The sequence below is a fragment of the Pseudomonas sp. S3E17 genome (assembly GCF_024168685.1).
GTDB classification, from domain to species: Bacteria; Pseudomonadota; Gammaproteobacteria; order Pseudomonadales; family Pseudomonadaceae; genus Aquipseudomonas; species Aquipseudomonas marginalis.
Genome location: NZ_JALJWE010000001.1, coordinates 576,027 through 594,085, shown reverse-complemented (window position 1 = coordinate 594,085; position 18,059 = coordinate 576,027). Strand labels below are relative to the sequence as shown.

Genomic DNA, 18,059 nt, shown 5'->3' with positions numbered 1-18,059 from the left:
GTTCCGATAGATCGTACCGGCGGCCATCCGGATGGACGTGACGCGTGGGAAACGCACCATAAAAAGGTTTTCGCCCATCCGTTTTTGCATGGCCCTGTAAGTCAAACCTTATCCGGTCTACTTAGTATTCCTGAGCATATAGTCAAGGTTGTGTATATCAAACCGACCGTCCTCAACCCCGCGCCCAGAGTCGCTAATGCCAATATCCAACTCCCGTAGAAGTCCTGGACGCAGCAGCATCTCAGCCGCCGCTTCACGCGCGTCGGGGTTGAATGTTCGATCCGACGGAATCACGCCTGCGGCTTCTTTCAACTCATTGACATTAACGTAGCCGTCGTTAGCGCCAGCGGTGTACTGCCTGAAATTATCTTTTATGACTTGAACAAGATCGTGATCGCTGACAGCCCTGAATTTGTTCGATGCGTCACCTAGATCATCCCTGGAAAACGCACCGTCCAACTTTCCGCTACGGCCTTGGTCCAGTTGTTTGAATTGATCGCCCCGTGACAGCATTTCCTGAGCAATCTCCATCTCATCTTGAGTAGCTGGCCGACCATCCAGGTGATATCCGCCCGCGACTGAACTCAGGGACTTGTCAGTGATGAATCCTGGCTTATTCGGATCTTCCAGCGAGCCGAAACGGGCCAGTACTTTATTGGAAAAGTCTTCCTTGCTGTCGTTGGCATAGGGTCTGAATTCAGACCTCGGAGCCTGACCGCCGTAGGCGCCCCCTGTGTAAGAAGGCTGCGGCGCAAAGTAATCTTGATTCATGCGTAGTTGGCGCATACCGCCGAACATGCTACCCAGGCCGGTTTGCATGCCCCGCGAGTTGGAGAACACATTTTGCGCGGCATACAGAGCCATGGTCTCTTGCACGTCCCCTGGGCTGATAAGGCCATCTTGCTCGCCGCCGTTGGTGATACCGTCCAGCACGTTAGCCATTTCAGGATTACGGGTGATCTCCCGGGCGAGCATTGTCATCCGATCATGGTAGGTATCTCCGCTCATTGGACGATTGCCCGCGTGCTCAAGCGAGTCACGGGAAACGAAGGGAGATCCTGGCGTTCTGAAGTAATCGAAGTTGTTTGCAAACTCTCCCAAAATACGCGCGGGAGGCAAGCCTGCACCACTATGTGCAGGCTGACCTGCGCCACGCCATTGGCCATTGCTGACTGGCATAGGGGAAAAGGCAGGTTCATTTTTCATGCAATTTGGCGCAGGCGGACAAAACATGCTCATAGTCGTACCTCGGTAATGGATCCTTCACTGCCAGCCCAGGACACCCCCGCCCTGGATCAACGCTCCATGTGTGGCGGCCTGCAACTTAACGGTTCCCATGATCCGGGATAAAAGGACAATCGACTGCACGAACATGATATTTCCATGTTCAGACCAAGCCCCGTACCACTTAGAGAAAAACCCTCACGACCAAGTAGGCATCGCCTTCTGGTTCAACGCCGCCCAGGTCAATCGCCAAAAGCCATCGAAGGCCGGCGCAAGGTCGGGTCAAATGGATTGATGCGCGGCCCGATCGCCGCCGCTTCGCGCTTGAGCAACTCCACCACCATCGGCAACCGGCTCGGCCCCAATCGATCACTGATGGTCGCCACACTCAACGCCGCCACCGCATGCCCATCGCGATTGAGGATCGGCACCGCCAACCCCGCCATGCCTTCCAGCACCCCGGTATTGCGCGCCGCGTAGCCCAGGGTGCGCACGTTCTCGACCTCCGAGCGCAGCAGCACTTCGTCGTACAGGTGGAAGTCCTTGAGCCGTGGCAGGTTGTAGCGGATCACCGTCTCGCGCTCTTCCTCCGGCAAAAACGCCAGGATCGCCAGGCTGCCCTGCCCCACGCCCAGCGCGACGCGGCCGCCGATATCGCCGGTGAAGGTGCGGATCGGGTACGGGCCTTCGCTGCGATCCAGGCAGATCGCATCGAAGCCGCTGCGCGCCAGCAGGAACAACGAATCCCCCAGTGAAGCGCTCAGGCGCAACAGGCTTGGCCGCACCAGGTCGCGCAGGTTGCCGGTCTTGCCCGCGTTGGCCGCCAGGGCGAAGAACTCCAGGCTCAGGCGGTAGCGTTTGCTGCGCGCGTCCTGCTCGACCATGCCTTCATCCATGAGGCTGCGCAGGAGGCGGTGGGTGGTCGGCTGGGACAAACCGACCTGTTGCGCGAGCTGGGTCACGCGCTCGCCGCCCTCGGGCACTTCACCCAAGGCCCGCAGCAGCGCAAACAGCCGAGACACCCCGCCAGCGCCGACTTCCTTATGAGTTTCATTCCGATCAGTGGAATTCATAACACTCAATCTCACTTCTAATTCTGATGAATGAATAAAACTGAAAATAGTAGTCCGCCCAGTGAAATTCTATCTTCCGCCCATCCTAGTCTTCGTCCTAATCTGCGTCCACAGGGGCGAAATGAACAACTAACGGCAGCCGACCCAGATCGAGCGCCAACGCACCCGCAATACCCTTTTCGCATCTGCCCAAAACAAAAAAGCGCGTTTCGACGCGACTCAAAAAGGTGGAACGCAGACATGGCATTTCTCCAACTCAACGCCTTGAGCAAACGCTACGGCGCCGTCGACGCGGTGGTCGCCACCGACCTTGCGGTGGAAAAAGGCGAGTTCGTTTCCCTGCTCGGCCCCTCGGGCTGCGGCAAGACCACCACCCTGCAAATGATCGCCGGCTTCGTCGACGTGAGCGGCGGGCAAATCCTGCTCGACGGCCGCGACATCACCCACGCCAAGCCCGCCAGCCGTGGCCTGGGCGTGGTGTTCCAGAGCTATGCGCTGTTCCCGCACATGAGCGTGCGCGACAACGTCGCCTTCGGCCTGAAGATGCGCAAAGTGCCGGCCGTGGAGATCGCCGCCAAGGTCAAGACCGTGCTCGACCTGGTGCGACTTGCCCCCCACGCAGAGCGCTACCCACGGGAGTTGTCCGGTGGCCAACGCCAGCGCGTGGCCCTGGCTCGCGCCTTGGTGATCGAACCGCCGGTACTGCTGCTGGATGAACCGCTGTCGAACCTGGACGCCAACCTGCGCGAAGAGATGCAGTTCGAGATCCGCCGCATCCAGTGCGCCGTGGGCATCACCACCTTGATGGTCACCCACGACCAGGCCGAAGCACTGTCCATCAGCGACCGTGTGGTGGTGATGCAGGCCGGGCGCGTGACCCAGATCGATGCGCCGTACACGCTCTACGAACATCCGCGCACCCGTTTTATCTCGGACTTCGTCGGCAAGGCCAACCTGCTGCCGGGCGACTACGACCAACTGGGCACGCCGCAAGTCCGCCACGAAAGCGGCCACGGCGAGCTGACGCTGAGCCTGCGCCCGGAAAAAATCAGCCTGGTAGACGCAGGTTCGGGTCGCCTGCAAGGCACAGTGCTCGACCGCTACTTCTTCGGCAGCCAATGGCTGTACCGCGTCCACACCCCTCTCGGCGAAATCACCGTGGTGCGCAGCAACGATGGCAGCGCACCAATGGGCAACGGCACAGCGGTCGGCCTGGACTGGCAAGCCGGGCTGCTGCGGGTGCTGGCAGCGGATGAGGTGCACCCATGAGCCGGGGTTACTGGCTCTCGCTGCCGGCGCTGCTGCTGTTTGCCGGCCTGTTGCTCCTGCCGCTGGGCCTAACCCTGGTGCTGTCGTTCAACGTGTTCGACTACCAGGTGGGCATAAAGGGAGATGAGTGGACCCTGGCCCATTACCTGGCGTTGTTCAGCGACTCATACTTTTACGAGATCTTCTGGCGCACCTTCTGGATCAGCGCGCTGGTGACCCTGCTGTGCGTGGTGATCGGCGTGCCTGAGGCCTACATCCTCAGCCGCATGGGCACGCCGTGGCGCTCTATCTTCCTGATCCTGATCCTCACGCCGCTGCTGATTTCGGTGGTGGTGCGCGCCTTCGGCTGGAGCCTGCTGCTCGGCGCCGACGGCCTGGTGAACCAGGTGATCCAGGCACTCGGCGGGCGCCCGGTGAAGCTGCTGTACACCCCGTTCGCAGTGATTATCGCGCTGGTGCATGTGATGCTGCCGTTCATGATCATTCCGGTGTGGACCTCCCTGCAAAAGCTTGACCCATCGGCCGAACAGGCAGCCTTGTCGCTGGGGGCGAGCCAGGCCACGGTGATGCGAAAAATCGTGTTGCCCCAGGTCATGCCGGGGGTGTTGTCCGGCACCCTGATCGTGTTCGGCCTGGCCGCCAGCTCGTTTGCGATCCCCGGCCTGCTGGGCGGGCGGCGCCTGAAAATGGTCGCCACCGTGGTGTACGACCAATACCTCTCGGAACTCAACTGGCCCATGGGGGCGACCATCGCGGTGGTGCTGCTGTTGGTCAACCTGCTGATCATGCTGAGCTGGAACCGCATGCTCGAAAGCCGCTACAAAAAGTCCCTGGGGGTTTAAGCGCATGTCCAGAAACGGTCCTTTGGCCCTTGGTTTCCACAGTTTGGTGGTGCTGTTCATGATGGCGCCGCTGGTGGTGGTGTGCCTGGTGGCGTTCACGCCAGAGAACACCTTGAGCCTGCCCACCTCGGGCTTCTCGTTGCGCTGGTTTCGCGCGGTGTTCGAGCGCGCCGATTTTATCCAGGCGTTCTACAACAGCCTGGTCCTGGCGTTTACCGCCGCCACGCTGGCGACGCTGATTGCGGTGCCGGCGGCGTTGGCGATCAGTCGCTATCAGTTCCTCGGCCGCAACTTTTTCAGCGCGCTGTTCCTGTCGCCGATCATCATCCCGCACCTGGTGCTGGGGGTGGCAATGCTGCGCCTGTTTGCACTGATGGGGGTCAACGGCAGTTTTACCTGGTTGATGCTCGCGCATGTGGTGATCATCACGCCGTATTTGCTGCGCCTGGTATTGGCAGCGGCCATCGGCATTGATCGCAGCGCCGAGCAGGCTGCCGAATCCCTCGGCGCCGGGCGTTTTACGCTGTTTCGCCAGATCACCCTGCCGATGATTCTGCCCGGCGTGGCCGGGGGCTGGTTGCTGGCGTTCATCAACAGTTTCGACGAAGTGACACTGTCGATCTTTGTCAGCTCGCCAGCCACCCAAACCCTACCGGTGCGCATGTATGTGTACGCCACCGAGTCCATCGATCCGATGATGGCGGCGGTGTCGGCGCTGGTGATCGCGCTGACGGCGGCGACCATGATTCTGCTCGACCGCGTCTACGGCCTGGACCGCGTGCTGGTGGGAAAACATTGATGGCCTTGTTCAAACGATTAGCCGAAACCGAGCGCCCTGCCCTGGCCTTCACCCTCGACGGGCAACCGGCCACCGGCTTGCTCGGCGACACCCTGCTGACCGCCGTACTGACCTGCGCCGAGCACCTGCGCGGCAGCGATTTCAGCGCCGAGCGCCGCGCCGGTTTCTGCCTGATGGGCGCCTGCCAGGATTGCTGGGTGCGGCTGGCGGATGGGCGCCGTGTGCGCGCCTGTTCGACGCTGCTCGAAGAAGGCCTGGCGATCAGCCGCGAACCGGGGCGCCAAGCATGAAGCCAGTCGTGATCGTGGGCGCCGGTCCAGCGGGAATCAGCGCGGCGCGCACCCTGCTCGACCATGGCATCCAGGCGTGCCTGGTGGATGAGAGCCTGCGCGGTGGTGGGCAGATCTATCGGCGCCAACCCCTGGGATTCCAGCGTACGGCCAAGCAGGTATACGGTTTTGAGGCGAGCAACGCTGAAGCCGTGCACCGCACCCTGGACGAGTTGGCGCCGTTGATCGACTACCGGCCGGAAACCCTGGTGTGGAATGCCGAGGATGATCGTCTGGATATGCTCAATAACGGCCGTGCCGAAAGCGTCGAGTATTCGAGGATCATCGTCGCCACCGGCGCCACCGACCGCATCCTGCCAGTGCCGGGTTGGACCTTGCCCGGCGTCTACAGCCTGGGCGCGGCGCAGATCGCCTTGAAGTATCAGGGCTGCGCCATCGGCGAGCGCGTGGCGTTTTGTGGCAGCGGGCCGTTGCTGTACCTGGTGGCCTATCAATACGCGAAGGCCGGGGCCAAGGTGGTGGCGGTGCTCGACAGCGCGCCGTTCAGTGCACAGTGCCGCGCGTTGCCGGCGCTGCTCGGGCAACCGGCGACCTTGGCCAAGGGCATGTATTACCGCGCCTGGCTGAGCGCCCATGGGGTGCCGGTGCATCAGGGCGCGACGCTGCGGCAGATCGACGGTGAGCAACGGGTCAACGGTATTCGTTGGGATACGCAGGGGCTGGCCTGTGACGCCGTGGCCTTCGCCCATGCCCTGCGCAGCGAAACCCAGCTGGCGGATCTGCTCGGCTGTGAATTTGAATGGAATGCCTTGAACCGTGCCTGGTTGCCACGACGGGACAGTGCAGGGCGCAGCAGCCGCGAAGGCGTGTACCTGGCAGGCGACGGCGCCGGGATCATGGGCGCGGATGCCGCACAGATGGCCGGCGAGCGGGCGGCGCTGGCGGTGCTGGAAGATGCGGGCATGGCCATCGATCATCGCCGCCCCGCTGTGCTGGAGCAGCAACTGGCAGGCATCCAGCGCTTTCGCCAGGGTTTGGAAACGGCGTTCCCCTTCCCCGAAGACTGGGCGACGCAGGCACCGGATGAATTGATTGTGTGCCGCTGTGAAGAAGTCAGTGTCGGCGATATACGCGCCGTGGTGGATGAGGGTCACTGGGAGATCAACCGGGTCAAGGCCCATTGCCGGGTCGGCATGGGCCGCTGCCAGGGCCGCATGTGCGGGCTGGCGGCGGCGGAAATAGTCGCCGAGCGCAGTGGTCGCGGGATTGAAAACGTCGGCCGCTTGCGTGGCCAGGCACCGATCAAGCCGCTGCCGTTTGGCGTGGAGGTGCTGCCATGATCGATGTCATCGTGTTGGGCGGCGGGATCGTCGGTGCTTCAGCGGCCTTGATGCTGGCGCAGAAAGGCCAGCGCGTGGCCCTGGTGGAGCGCGACTTTTGTGGCTCGCATTCCAGCGGGGTGAACTACGGCGGCGTCAGGCGCCAGGGTCGGCCGTTGCGTCAGTTGCCGTTGTCGCAGCGCGCCCATCAGCTGTGGGCCGACTTGCCGAGGTTGATCGGTATCGATGGCGAATACGTGCGCTCCGGCCATTTGAAACTGGCGCGCAGCCAGGAGGATTTCGCCGCGTTGCAGGCGTATGCCGAGCACACCCGAGGCTTTGGCCTGGGCTTGCAGTTGCTCGATCACGCCGAACTGCGCGCACGTTTCCCCTGGGTCGGCGATATCGCGGTGGGCGCCTCACTGTGCCCCGAAGACGGCCACGCCAACCCGCGCCTGGTATCGCCTGCCTTCGCCCGCGCCGCGCAACGCCTTGGCGCATCGGTATACGAGCAGGCCGACGTGGTGCGGATCGAACATGACAGCCGTCATTTCCACGTGCACTGCGCCAACGGCCTGCACCTGCAGGCCCCCTGGTTATTGAACTGCACCGGCGCCTGGGCCGGCACCCTGGCCGCGCAATTTGGCGAGCCAGTGCCGATCATGTCGGCGCACCCGGCCATGTTGGTCACCGAACCGCTGCCGGTGGTAATGAACGTGAGCACCGGTGTTGAAGGCGGCGGGATTTATGCGCGGCAAGTGGCCCGGGGCAATTGCATACTCGGCGGCGGTCGCGGCTTTGCCCTCGGGCCTAAACAGGCGCGTCCGGGGCAAGCGGCAGTGCTGGAGATCCTGCGCAATGCCGGCGAGCTGTACCCGTTCCTCCAGGGTGCCCAGGCGATTCGCACCTGGAGCGGCACCGAAGGTTATCTACCCGATCATGAACCGGTGATCGGCCCCAGCAGCACCCAACCGGGCTTGCTTCACGGTTTCGGCTTTGCCGGCGCCGGGTTCCAGCTCGGTCCTGCGGTCGGTGAAGCCTTGGCAGAGATCGTCTGCAACGGGGCCAGCCGCCAACCCATCGAAGCGTTTTCCATCCGTCGTTTCCAAGCCTGAGAGGAAAAACATCCATGAACCCACGTATCGCGCTGTCCTGCTTGTCCCTCACGTTGCTCGCCTCCACCGCCCACGCCGCACCGACGCTGTACCTGGGCATGAACGGCGGCACCATGGAACGGGTGTACGCCGACAAGGTGTTGCCCGCGTTCGAGAAGGCCAATAACGTCAAGGTGGTGATCGTCCCCGGCACCTCGTCGGACATCCTCGCCAAGGTCCAGGCCAACAAAGACAACCCACAGATGCATGTGATGTTCCTCGACGACGGCATCATGTACCGCGCCATCTCCATGGGCCTGTGCGACAAACTGGCGCCAAGCCCGACCCTGGCGCAGATCCCGGACAAGGCGAAGATCAAGGACCAAGCCGTGGCCGTGACCCTGGGCGTCACCGGCCTGGGCTACAACGCCCGCATGTTCAAGGAAAAAGGCTGGGCCGCGCCGACCTCATGGATGGACCTGGCCGACCCACGCTTCAAGGAAAAAGTCGTGTTCCAATCCCTGGCTTCCTCCACCTTCGGCCTGCACGGTTTCCTGATGTTCAACCGCCTGCAGGGCGGCGACGAAACCAACGTGGAGCCCGGCTTCAAGGCCTGGCCAAAAACCGTCGGCCCCAATGTGCTGGAATACATCGCCAGCTCGGCGAAGATCTCCGAGATGGTGCAGACCGACGAAGCCGCGATCTTCCCCCTCACCCCAACCCAGGTCGCCACCCAGAAACTGCTCGGCGTGCCGATGGAATATGCACAGCCCAAGGAAGGCGCGGTGGTGCTCAACGTCGCCGAATGCGTGATTGCGCGTAATGACCAGCCGGAACTGGCGCAGAAACTCGCCGCCTTCCTGCTGACCGCCGAGGCCCAGGCCCCGGCACTGGAAGAAGGCGACCAGATCCCGTCGAACCCAACCACACCGACCACCGACAAGACCCGTGCACGGGTGGAAGCGATGCAGGGGTATTTGCAGACGGCGATTTCGATTGATTGGGACCAGGTGAACCAGGCGCGGCCGGAGTGGAATGCGCGGTGGAGTCGGTCGATTGAGCGTTGAGCATAGAAACGATCATGGGACGATGGGTTGCGCGCGTTTGTGGGCGGTCTTCAGGTAGGCGCGTTCCACGATGTCCCTCACCCGCTCACTCACCGGCTCACCCATCAGGTACGCATCGATCTCCTCATACGTGCAGCCATAGGCATGCTCATCCAGCTTGCCCGGTGCAAGCTCTTCGAGGTCGGCCGTGGGTTGCTTGTGCACCAGGTTCGCCGGGGCCCCAAGGGTACTGGCGAGCAGGCGCACCTGGGTCTTGGTCAAGCCCGACAGTGGCGCCAGGTCGCAGGCGCCGTCGCCGAATTTGGTGAAGAAGCCCATCAATGCTTCGGCGCCATGGTCGGTGCCGACCACCAGGCCGTTGTGCAGGTTGGCCACGGCGTACTGGGCGATCATGCGGGTGCGGGCCTTGACGTTGCCCTTGATGAAGTCGACCTGGGCGGCGCTGGCTTCGGTGGCGGTGAGGCTGGCCATCAGGCCGTCAACGCTGGCGGCGATGTTCAGGGTGTCGATGTGGTCCGGGGTGATGAAATCCAGCGAGGCCTGGGCATCGCTCTCATCGGCCTGGGTCTTGTAGGGCAGGCGCATGGCGATAAAGCGCGCGGCGTAGCCCTCGGTGCGCAATTGCTCCACCGCGAGCTGGCACAGGCGGCCGGCGGTGAGGGAATCGACGCCGCCGCTGATGCCCAGCACCAGGGCCTTGCAGCCTGACTGGCGCAAGGTGGTCTTGATGAAGTCGAGACGCCGTTGGATTTCCTGGGCTTCACCGCCCTTCACCAATGTGCGATCGATATTGAGTTCCTGCGCGATACGTTCCTGCATGTCACACCTCCACGTTGCCGACATTGAATACCTTCGCCGCGTACTGCAAAAACGAGGGGTCTTCGCAGACGTTCTTCACCGGGTCATCGGAGAACTTCACCACCGGTTCGCCGTGCACGCGCACCAGTTTCATGACGATGCTCAGCGGCTCGACGCCTTCCACATCGCAAGCCAGGCTGGTGCCCATGCCGAAACCGAACTTGGCCTTGCCACGCACGTGCCGCAGGATCGGCAGGCATTTTTCGAAGTTCAGGCCGTCGGAGAACATCAGGTCCTTGGTCATCGGGTCGATACCCAGCTGTTTGTAGCGGGCCAGCACCTTGTCGGCCCAGGCGATAGGGTCACCGGAGTCCTGGCGCAGGCCGTCGTAGAGCTTGGCGAAGTACAGGTCGAAATCCTTGAGGAAAAAGTCGGTGCTGATGGTGTCGGTCAAGGCAATGCCCAGGCGGCCGCGGTATTCACGCACCCAGTTTTCCAGGCCGGCGTTCTGGCTTTCGCGCAACCGCCCCAGTTGCTGGTGCACCATCATCCACTGGTGAGCCATGGTGCCGATCAGCGGCAGGTCGAATTCGTAGGCCAGGTGCGCATTGCTGGTGCCGACGAACTGGCCGGGGAAGTCGCGGCGCATGATGTCCACTACTTCGCGCTGGGCCTTGAACGACAGGCGCCGGCGCGTGGAAAAATCGGAGACGCGCAGGTCGGCCAACTCGTCGCGGCTGAGGTTTTTCTCCAGCCAGTCGAACTTCTGGTAGAGCTTGCGGGTGACGTCTTCCAGGGTCACGTCGGGGTATTTGGCGCGGTTGCGCAGTTCGCTGACCAGCGCCAGTAGCGGTTGTTCGAACATGATGCAGTGCAGCATCGGCCCGACCACACGGATGTTCAGTTGGCCGTCGACTTCGCTGACGTGGATATAGCGCAGGTTGAAGCGGAACAGGCCGAGGAAGCGTTCGTAGTCGGGGGTCAGGTATTCGCGAAAGCGTGGGTTGAACAGAAAGCGCAACTCGCCCTCGCGCATCTGCAGGCCGGCCATTTTTTCAAGCTCGGCGCGCAACTCGGGGATCAGGTGGCCGAGCTTTTCCTTGGCGCGCACGATGAAGTTGTATTCCACATCGACATTCGGGTGCTGGTGCAACACCGCCTGCATCATGGTGAAGGTGTAGTAGTCGGTGTCGAGCAAGCCCTGGATCACTGAGGCTTCGTAGTCGTAGGCACTTTCCATGGTGTATCTCCTTAACGCGTGGCCATCGCGGCCAGTTCTTCGCGGGTGCTGCTGATGACGGCACCGGCCTTGAGCAACTCATTGATAGCCTGTACACCGCCCTCCTCGCTGATCCCCCGGCACGCCGGCAGGTGCAGGACCACCTCCAGGCCGGCCTTGAGCAGTTGCAAGGCGGTGGTCTTGACGCAGTAGTCCAGGGCCAGGCCGCCGACGATCACGCGGCTTACGCCCTGGGCCCTGAGGTACTCGATCACGCCGGTGGAGAGTTTGTCGTGCAGGTCGTGATAGCAGGCGCCATAGGGGTGCAGGTCAGGTTCGACGCCCTTCCAGATGAAGTAGTCGTAGTCATAGGGCGTGGGCAACTCGTCGAGCAAGGTAAAGCCTTCGGTGCCCGGCACGCAGTGGCTGACCCAGGTCACATCGGCGTGTACCAGGCCAGTGGGCTGGAGCATCTCGCTGTGCTGCGTGACCACCCAGGGTGCATGGGGGGTGTGGGCGTCCTTGCTGCCGACGCGGTAGCCGGCGAGGCTGGCCATGTAGTTGAGTTCGGCACCGATCCGGTCACCGCCGGCCACCGGCAACTCGTTGGGACACAACGGCGTGAAGCTCTTCTGGGCATCGACGTCGAATGAAGCAATGGCAGTTTTCGCAAGGGTCATGGCAGTTCTCCTGAGGCCTGGAAACAAAAGTACACGTCATGTACTTTCATTGCAAGAAACATTTATCTATCTATCCTGACGCAGGTACATGACATATCTGTTCGATCCGTTAGACTGTGCCCCACCGCTGTTCAGAAGGACGTCACATGCCCCTTAGCCCCTACCTCCATACCGTCGACCTGTGCGTGCTGTGCTACTGCCGCGCCGCCGGGGAACTCAAGTTGTTGCTGAACAAGCGCGAAGCCGAACCCTTCGCCGGGCATTGGGCGCTGCCGGGGGTGGTGGTGAATGGCGACGTGCAAGATCTGAGCCTCCAGGATGCGGTGGAACGCTTGCGCGCCAGCAGCAAGGTCGGCCTGGAGCTGGCCTGGAGCGAGCAAGTGGGCACGGTGGGCGATGCGTTTCGCGATCCGCGTTGCTGGTCCTCGTCCACGTACTACCTGGCGATCGTCGCGGATGAGGTGGCGCCGAGTGAGTATCAAGGCTGGTTCGCGCTGAAGGCGGTGGCTGATGGCAACATCAAGTTGCCGTTCGATCACAACAGCATCGTCGCGGCCGTGCAGGAACGGCTGTTTTCCAAGTCGCTGTACAGCAACTTGCCGCTGATGTTCCTGGGCAATGAATTCAGCGCGCCGGAGGCGACCACGATCTTTTCCCTGGTGCTGGAGCGGCCGGTGCTCAAGACCAGTATTCGCCAGCGCCTGTTGAAGCTGACGGAGGCAGGGTATTTGCGCGAGACGGGGCGCAAGAAGCAGGGTGAAGGCGGCAGGCCCCAGGCGACGGTGGAGAACCTGAAGCCCGGGGCGGTTTACTTCTTTGATCGAAGTTTTGCCGACTAAGCAGCCTTTTCAAGAACGATGACGTTCAAATGTGGGAGGGGGCTTGCTCCCGATAGCAGTGTGACAGTCAGCAAATAAAGTGACTGATCCACCGCTATCGGGAGCAAGCCCCCTCCCACAGTTTGGATTGGGGTATGGCTTTAGCTCATCCAGTTGCCGCCGTCGACGTTGTAGGTCTGGGCCACCACATAATCCGCCTCCTTCGACGCCAGGAAGATTGCCATTCCGGTGAGGTCTTCAGCCGTACCCATCCGCCCAAACGGCACCTCGGCCCCTACCCGCCGCTTCTTCTCGCCAGGTGCCAGCCCTTCATGCCTGGCGAACAGCGCATCCACCCCGTCCCAATGCTCGCCATCCACCACGCCGGGGGCGATGGCGTTGACGTTGATGCCCTGCTTGATCAGGTTGAGCCCCGCCGATTGCGTGAGGCTGATCACTGCCGCCTTGGTCGCGCAGTAGATCGCCACCAATGGCTCGCCGCGCCGCCCGGCCTGGCTGGCCATGTTGATGATCTTGCCGCCATGGCCCTGGCGGATCATCTGCCGCGCGGCGGCTTGCAGGGTGAACAGCGTGCCGGCGACGTTGATCGAGAACAGCCGATCAAAGCTGTCGCGGGTGATGTCGACGATGGGCGCCAGGTCGAACAGCGCCGCGTTGTTGACCAGGATGTCGAGCTTGCCGGCCTGGGCGACCACGGCGGCAATCGCGCTGTCGATGGAGGCCTGGTCGGTGACGTCCATCGCCACCGCGTAGGCCTGTGGGCCAAGCTCGGCGGCGGTGGCCTGAGCCCGTTGCAGGTTGATGTCGGCGATGGCGACGGTCGCGCCTTCATGGATATAGGCCTGGGCAAACGCGCGGCCAATCCCGCGCGCCGAGCCGGTGATCAGCGCGCTCTTACCTTCGAGTCGTTTCATAAGGCATCTGTCCTTTGAACATTATTTGGGATAGCCGGCGCGTTTCATTTCGCGCTCGGTGGTGGACTGCGCCTGGAGCAACGCCTGCTCGACCGACATGCCCCCCGTCAGCGCCGCCGAGAACAGCTTGCCGACGGACGTGCCGATGGCCTGGAACTCGGGAATGGTCACGTACTGGATGCCCACGTACGGCACGGGTTTGGCCGACGGGTGCGCGGGGTCGGCGTGCCGCATCATCTCCAGGGTCACCTGGGCAAACGGTGCGGCCTGGAGGTACGCCGCGTTGTAGGTGGACTGGCGGGTGCCAGGCGGTACGTTGGTGATGCCTTCTTTATCGGCGACCAGCTGGATGTAGTCCTTGGACGTGGCCCAGGCGATAAAGGCCTTGGCGGCGTCCTTGTGCTTGGACGTGGCCGGGATGGCCAGCGACCAGGCGTACAGCCAGGAGGAGCCTTTGTCGGTGACTTCGGTGGGGGCTGCGGCGAAGCCTACGCTGTCGGCGACTTTGCTCTGGCTCTTGTCGGTGGTGAAGGAGCCGGCGACGCTGGCATCGACCCAGATCGCGCACTTGCCGCTGTTGAACAGCGCCAGGGTTTCGTTGAAGCCGTTGCTGGACACGCCGGGCGGGCCGTATTGCTTGAGGGTGTTGACGTAGAAGTTGGCGGCGGCGGTCCACTCGGGGCTGGTCAATTCCGGCTTCCACTGCTCATCGAACCAGCGCGCACCGAAGGCGTTGGCCATGGTACTCAGCAGCGCAATGTTCTCGCCCCAACCGGCCTTGCCGCGCAGGCACATGCCGTATTGGCCTTTGTCCTTGGCGGTGAGCTGGGCGGCGAAGTCACCGAGCTGGGTCCAGGTCGGGTGCGTGGGCATGCTCAGACCGGCCTGCTTGAACAGGTCGGTGCGGTAGTAGGTGACTGTGCTTTCACCGTAGAACGGCAAGGCATACAAGGTGCCGTTAACCGACAGGCCCTGGCGGACCGAGGGGAAGATATCGTCGGCGTCGTAATCGGCCGGCAATTGGGTCAGCGGTTCCAGCCAGTGCTTGGCGCCCCACAGCGGGGTTTCGTAGGTGCCGATGGTGAGCACATCGAACTGGCCGCCCTGGGTGGCGATATCGGTGGTGAGGCGCTGGCGCAGCACGTTTTCTTCCAGCACCACCCAGTTGAGCCGGATGTCCGGGTGCTGCTGCTCGAACACCTTGGAGAGGCGCTGCATGCGGATCATGTCGCTGTTATTAACCGTGGCGATGGTCACGGTATCGGCAGCCTGGCTCGGCATGGCCAAGGCCAGGCCGGAAAGCAGGAACAACGCTTGCGGAATCTTGGACATAGCGGTTTCCACCTGTTGTTTTTGTTGTTGAGGGCCGATTACAGCAGCTTGGGCCAGGCCCTCACAAACGCCTGACGCATGCCTGGCTGATACTTTTTTAACCGCTGAATAGGGCGCAAAAAAGTATCAGTGCCGGGCGAAACCGGGGGTAGCGCAGGTAGTGCCACCCGCGTATTTTGAGGCGACTGCACCCATAGAAGAGGCAGCACCATGCCCGTCAGCCGCGCCAAGCTGTTCGAACATCGCCCCGCCGAGCTTGAGGTGATCCTGCCCGAGCCGCAGCACTGCTTTCGCTGGTTCGAACATGACTACCCCTACGATCTGGCACGCTGGAATCACCATCCCGAATTTGAAATCCACCTGATCCGCCAAGGCAGCGGCAAGTTGGTGGCGGGCGATTATATCGGTGCGTTCGACGCCGGGCATGTGGCGCTGATCGGCCCGGACCTGCCCCACGACTGGATCGGCGAACTGGCCCCCGGCGAACACTTGAGCGGGCGCGACGTGGTGCTGCAATTCGACGGCGCCGCCCTGCTCGCCCTGCGCAAGACCCTGCCGGAACTCGGCGACCTGCAACCGTTGTTCGAACAAGCCCGACGTGGCCTGGAGTTCAGCGGCGACACCGCCGTGCAGGCCGCACGCTTGATGGAGGCCATCGGCAACGCCCACGGCCTGCAACGGCTGATCCTGTTCCTGCAATTGCTAGACAGCCTGAAAAACGCCCCGGCGCAGCAGGTAAAGGCCCTGGCCAGCCCCTGTTACGCCCCGACCCTGGACGCACGCAGCGCCGAGCGCATCAACAAGGCCTTCGACTACCTGATGCGCGAACTCACCGGCGACGTGCGCCTCTCGGTCATCGCCCAACAGTTGGACATGAGCGAACCGGGCTTCTCACGTTTCTTCAAGCGCAACACGGGCCATGGGTTTATCGACCTGATGCGCAAATTCCGCGTGCAACGCGCCTGTCGGTTACTGCTGCAAAGCGAGATGTCGGTGGCGGATATCTGTTTTGAAGTGGGCTACGCCAACCTGTCCAACTTCAACCGGCACTTCCGGATCGAGATGCACCAGACGCCCAGTGAATATCGCCGCGAAACGGCGATGCACCTGTTCCCCCCCGGAAAAATAATGACACCCAGCCATTCCTGATCAAAAGGTCGATTAATTTATGTTTTTTCCATGGCATTCAATCCATTGGGAAAAGTTGGTACAGCCTGTGCAACCGTTTGCGGTACGAACTTGACCGCCAAGTTCACCACGACCCGATGAATCGGGTTCAAACCGCGTACGAATAGGGACTTTCAATGCACCCCACCTCAAGGCCCCGTGCCTGCTTTGGTGTTTCCTTGCTACTGGCCGCCGTAACGGGAGTACTCAGCGCACCCATTTTGGCGCAGGAAAAACCCGTGGATGACTCAGCACAGGGCGAAACCCTGAGCCCTGAGGCCAGCCCGGCGAAAAAAGGTGTCTATCTGTCGGAATGGTTCAACCAGGATCTGACACTGATCGGCAGTAAAGACATCAGCTTCGGCCCCAAGCCCCAGGATGATGTCTACCTGGAATACGAGTACTTCGGCCGCAAGGGGCCCTTCGAGTTGTACGGCTACATCGACGTGCCGAAGATCCTCGGCATCGGCAACAGTAACGACAAAGGCGCGTGGGACCATGGCTCGCCGGTGTTCATGGAGCACGAGCCGCGTATCTCCATCGACTACCTGGCCGGACGCAGCCTGGCCATCGGCCCGTTCAAGGAATGGTATGTGGCGTTCGACTGGATCTACGACCACGGCAGCAACAAAGCCAACCGTGCCAACACCCTGTACAGCGGCCTCGGTACGGACATCGACACCCACTCGCGAGTCAATTTGTCGGCGAACTTCTACGGGCGTTACCAGTGGGAAAACTACGGCGCCAGCAATGAGTATTCCTGGGATGGCTACCGCGCGCAGATGAAATACATCGTGCCCATCGGCAAGTTCGATAACGGTGCGTCGCTGACCTATATCGGTTTCACCAACTACGATTTCGGCTCGGACCTGCACAAGGACAACCCGGCGCGCACCGCCAACGCCCTGGTGGCGACCAACGTGCTGCTGTATTCCTTCACCCACCTGCGCTTCACCCTGGTCGGTCGTTATTTTCATAACGGCGGCAACTGGGAAGATGGCAGTGAGTTGAACTTCGGCGAGGGTAACTTCCGCGCCCGCTCCGACGGCTGGGGTTATTACGCCGGCGTGGGCTACCAATTCTGATCAAGGAGTATTAGATGAATACATTTACCCGTCTTTCGCTGGCCGTCGGCCTGGCGCTGCTGCCCCATGTGGTGCTGGCTGATTCTGCTGCCCCCATCAAGCCCAAGGTGATGCTGATCACCATGTTCGCCCCCGAGGCGCAAACCTGGATCGACCGCCTGGAACTCAAGCAGGAAGTGCGCGTGCCCGGCCTGTCTGCCGAATACCCAGTGATCCGTTGCAACACCCGGGACGTGTGCCTGCTGGTGACCGGCATGGGCCAGACCAACGCCGCCGCGTCCACCCTGGCCCTGGCGTTGTCGCCCAAGTTCGACCTGCGCCAGAGCTATTTCCTGATCGCCGGGATTGCCGGGATCAGCCCGAAACACGGCACCATCGGCACTGCCGCCTGGGCCCACTACCTGGTGGAGTTCGGCACCCAGTGGGAGCTGGATTCGCGGGATGCGCCCAAGGATTGGCCGACCGGCTACCTTGGCATCAACACCAAGGGGCCCAACGAAAAGCCGCCGCTGGACTACAAGACCGAAGTGTTTGAGCTGAACCCCAAGCTGCAGGCCAAGGCGTTCGCCCTGTCGCACACAGTCGAACTTACGGAAAGCAAAGAGTCCGCCGCCTGGCGCAAACACTACCCCGCCGCGCCCGCCAACCAGCCGCCGCGAGTCACCCGCTGCGACACCCTGGCGGGCAATACCTGGTTCTCCGGTACGCGTCTGAGCGAACGCGCCGAGGTGTGGACCAAGTTGCTCACGGATAACAAAGGCGAGTACTGCACCACCCAACAGGAAGACAACTCCACCTACGAAGCCTTGCTGCGCGCCAGCCGCGAGGGGTTGGTGGACATCCAGCGCCTGGCCGTCGTACGTGCCGGTTCGGACTTCGACCGCCCATACCCCGGCTACAGCGAAGTCGACAACCTGCTCAAATACGCCGACCAGGGCGGGTTCGTACCAGCGCTGGAAAACCTGTACCGCACGGGGAACCCGCTGGTACAGGCGATCCTCAACAACTGGTCGGCCTGGGAAAAAGGCGTTCCAGAAGCCTAGTGCAG

18 protein-coding genes are annotated in these 18,059 nt (G+C 62.1%); 11 read left to right on the top strand and 7 right to left on the bottom strand.

Going from position 1 to position 18,059, the window contains the following annotated elements:
• Positions 1-117: 117 nt before the first annotated feature.
• Both J3D60_RS02500 and J3D60_RS02495 read right to left on the bottom strand, forming a co-directional pair.
• Positions 118-1,206, bottom strand: a complete 1,089-nt coding sequence (locus J3D60_RS02500; protein ID WP_253489436.1) for a hypothetical protein — start codon at positions 1,204-1,206, stop codon at positions 118-120.
• Positions 1,207-1,466: 260 nt separating this feature from the next.
• Positions 1,467-2,297, bottom strand: coding sequence for an IclR family transcriptional regulator (locus J3D60_RS02495; protein ID WP_253489433.1), 831 nt, complete (start codon positions 2,295-2,297; stop codon positions 1,467-1,469).
• Between the two features lie 240 nt (positions 2,298-2,537).
• Here J3D60_RS02495 and J3D60_RS02490 point away from each other — a divergent pair, with 240 nt between their 5' ends.
• Genes J3D60_RS02490 through J3D60_RS02460 form a run of 7 tightly spaced genes read left to right on the top strand, consistent with a single transcriptional unit; the run spans position 2,538 to position 8,977 of the window.
• Positions 2,538-3,566 (top strand): ABC transporter ATP-binding protein, encoded by a 1,029-nt coding sequence (locus J3D60_RS02490; RefSeq protein WP_065939768.1) that lies wholly within the window; start codon positions 2,538-2,540, stop codon positions 3,564-3,566.
• Positions 3,563-4,408: an ABC transporter permease gene (locus J3D60_RS02485; protein ID WP_065939769.1), complete on the top strand. Its 846-nt coding sequence runs from the start codon at positions 3,563-3,565 to the stop codon at positions 4,406-4,408. Before J3D60_RS02490 ends, J3D60_RS02485 begins: the two co-directional genes overlap by 4 nt.
• A gap of 4 nt (positions 4,409-4,412) precedes the next feature.
• On the top strand, positions 4,413-5,207 hold the full coding sequence (locus J3D60_RS02480) for an ABC transporter permease (RefSeq protein ID WP_253489430.1): 795 nt from the start codon (positions 4,413-4,415) through the stop codon (positions 5,205-5,207).
• Entirely contained in the window at positions 5,207-5,497 is a 291-nt protein-coding gene (locus J3D60_RS02475) for a (2Fe-2S)-binding protein (RefSeq protein WP_115489120.1), read from the top strand. The genes J3D60_RS02480 and J3D60_RS02475 overlap by 1 nt, the downstream gene beginning before the upstream one ends.
• Positions 5,494-6,837: an NAD(P)/FAD-dependent oxidoreductase gene (locus J3D60_RS02470; RefSeq protein WP_253489427.1), complete on the top strand. Its 1,344-nt coding sequence runs from the start codon at positions 5,494-5,496 to the stop codon at positions 6,835-6,837. Before J3D60_RS02475 ends, J3D60_RS02470 begins: the two co-directional genes overlap by 4 nt.
• Positions 6,834-7,931 carry an FAD-binding oxidoreductase gene (locus J3D60_RS02465; RefSeq protein WP_253489424.1) on the top strand — a complete coding sequence of 366 codons (1,098 nt, stop codon included), beginning with the start codon at positions 6,834-6,836 and terminating at the stop codon, positions 7,929-7,931. The genes J3D60_RS02470 and J3D60_RS02465 overlap by 4 nt, the downstream gene beginning before the upstream one ends.
• A gap of 14 nt (positions 7,932-7,945) precedes the next feature.
• The gene (locus J3D60_RS02460) at positions 7,946-8,977 is read left to right on the top strand and encodes an ABC transporter substrate-binding protein (RefSeq protein ID WP_115489123.1); all 1,032 of its coding nucleotides are present in this window, start codon (positions 7,946-7,948) and stop codon (positions 8,975-8,977) included.
• 12 nt (positions 8,978-8,989) lie between these two features.
• On the opposite strand, the gene nadE is transcribed toward J3D60_RS02460, so the two are convergent.
• Genes nadE through J3D60_RS02445 form a run of 3 tightly spaced genes read right to left on the bottom strand, consistent with a single transcriptional unit; the run spans position 8,990 to position 11,674 of the window.
• Positions 8,990-9,796, bottom strand: coding sequence for an ammonia-dependent NAD(+) synthetase (gene nadE, locus J3D60_RS02455; RefSeq protein WP_253489421.1), 807 nt, complete (start codon positions 9,794-9,796; stop codon positions 8,990-8,992).
• 1 nt (position 9,797) lies between these two features.
• Positions 9,798-11,015, bottom strand: a complete 1,218-nt coding sequence (gene pncB / locus J3D60_RS02450; RefSeq protein ID WP_253489411.1) for a nicotinate phosphoribosyltransferase — start codon at positions 11,013-11,015, stop codon at positions 9,798-9,800.
• Positions 11,016-11,026: 11 nt separating this feature from the next.
• Positions 11,027-11,674, bottom strand: coding sequence for a nicotinamidase (locus J3D60_RS02445; protein ID WP_065939777.1), 648 nt, complete (start codon positions 11,672-11,674; stop codon positions 11,027-11,029).
• Positions 11,675-11,820: 146 nt separating this feature from the next.
• Here J3D60_RS02445 and J3D60_RS02440 point away from each other — a divergent pair, with 146 nt between their 5' ends.
• Complete coding sequence (locus tag J3D60_RS02440) at positions 11,821-12,513, top strand: NUDIX hydrolase (protein WP_253489407.1); 693 nt, start codon at positions 11,821-11,823, stop codon at positions 12,511-12,513.
• 140 nt (positions 12,514-12,653) lie between these two features.
• On the opposite strand, the gene J3D60_RS02435 is transcribed toward J3D60_RS02440, so the two are convergent.
• Both J3D60_RS02435 and J3D60_RS02430 read right to left on the bottom strand, forming a co-directional pair.
• Positions 12,654-13,427 carry an L-iditol 2-dehydrogenase gene (locus J3D60_RS02435; RefSeq protein WP_253489404.1) on the bottom strand — a complete coding sequence of 258 codons (774 nt, stop codon included), beginning with the start codon at positions 13,425-13,427 and terminating at the stop codon, positions 12,654-12,656.
• A 21-nt stretch (positions 13,428-13,448) separates the two neighbouring features.
• Positions 13,449-14,759, bottom strand: coding sequence for a sugar ABC transporter substrate-binding protein (locus J3D60_RS02430; protein WP_253489401.1), 1,311 nt, complete (start codon positions 14,757-14,759; stop codon positions 13,449-13,451).
• Between the two features lie 210 nt (positions 14,760-14,969).
• On the opposite strand from J3D60_RS02430, the gene J3D60_RS02425 reads away from it, so the two are divergent.
• The 3 genes from J3D60_RS02425 to J3D60_RS02415 all read left to right on the top strand — a co-directional run bounded on the left by J3D60_RS02425 (position 14,970) and on the right by J3D60_RS02415 (position 18,054).
• Positions 14,970-15,908 carry an AraC family transcriptional regulator gene (locus J3D60_RS02425; protein ID WP_253489399.1) on the top strand — a complete coding sequence of 313 codons (939 nt, stop codon included), beginning with the start codon at positions 14,970-14,972 and terminating at the stop codon, positions 15,906-15,908.
• A 155-nt stretch (positions 15,909-16,063) separates the two neighbouring features.
• A complete protein-coding gene (locus tag J3D60_RS02420; RefSeq protein ID WP_027607506.1) occupies positions 16,064-17,011 on the top strand; it encodes a nucleoside-specific channel-forming protein Tsx in 948 nt (315 codons plus the stop codon).
• Positions 17,012-17,025: 14 nt separating this feature from the next.
• On the top strand, positions 17,026-18,054 hold the full coding sequence (locus J3D60_RS02415; RefSeq protein WP_253489397.1) for a purine nucleoside permease: 1,029 nt from the start codon (positions 17,026-17,028) through the stop codon (positions 18,052-18,054).
• Positions 18,055-18,059 lie beyond the last annotated feature (5 nt).